A 1,077-nucleotide genomic window follows, 5' to 3' on the forward strand; every position below is an offset into this window, starting at 1 on the left:
TCACCAAGGTCAAAAGCCGCAAGCAATCGATGTTGATGACATTTGCTCTGGGTATCCTGATCTTTATTGATGACTACTTAAACGCAATTGCGATTTCATCATCGATGAAAAAAGTCACTGACGGCTACAAGATCTCTCGTGAAAAGCTCTCTTATCTAGTGGATTCAACCGCAGCGCCTATCTGTCTTCTGGTGCCGATTTCCACTTGGGCCATCTTCTTTAGCTCGCTGCTAGAAGCAAACGGCGTCGCTGAAGCAGGCCAAGGTATTCAGACGTACATGCAAGCAATTCCTTACATGGCTTACGGCTGGGTAACCTTGGTCATTGTTTTACTCGTTGCGATGGAAAAAATCCCTGACCTCGGCGCAATGAAAAAAGCAGAAGAGCGTGCGAAGAATGGTCAAGTTCGTCCAGACGGCGCAACCGATGTGGACTTTGGTTCTGAAGTTTCTGCGCACACCAATCCGACAATGGGTCTGATCAACTTCCTTTTACCGATGATCGTCCTCGTTGCAGCCAGCTGGTACTTTGGTATCGACCTACTGGCGGGGGTTTTCGTCGCGCTGATCTTCACCATTAGCTTCTACGGCGCACAAAAACTGATCTCGATGAACGACATGTTCGAAGCTGTTTATGATGGCATTAAAGTCATGCTACTGCCGCTTGCAACCGTAATTGGCGGCTTCATGCTGAAATCCGTCAATGACTCGCTAGGTGTCACGCAATACGTGATTGAGACCGTAAGCCCTTACTTATCGGCGTCTTACTTCCCTGCGATTATCTTTATGATTACTGGTGCGTTGGTCTTTGCTACGGCATCTTCTTGGGGAACATTCGCGGTAGCGATGCCAATCGTTCTGCCTTTGGGTGAACAGCTTGGTGTGCCGCTACACTTAACCGTTGCGGCTCTACTTTCGGCATCAGCGGCCGGTAGCCACTCTTGTTTCTTTAGTGACTCTACCGTGTTGTCTGCACAAGGCTCTGGTTGTACATCCATGCAACACGCGACGACACAGTTCCCTTATGCGCTGATTGGTATTGTTGCAACCACGATTTTCTTCTTCATCATCGGTTAAG

Annotated in this window: 1 protein-coding gene; it reads left to right on the plus strand. The window is 48.6% G+C overall.

Annotated features, from left to right (window positions below; genetic code table 11):
• On the plus strand, nt 1-1,076 hold a 1,076-nt coding region (locus R8N28_RS26735; protein WP_318183859.1), incomplete at its 5' end, for a Na+/H+ antiporter NhaC family protein.
• Nucleotide 1,077: the final 1 nt, after the last annotated feature.

Source organism: Vibrio sp. Vb1554, assembly GCF_033344235.1.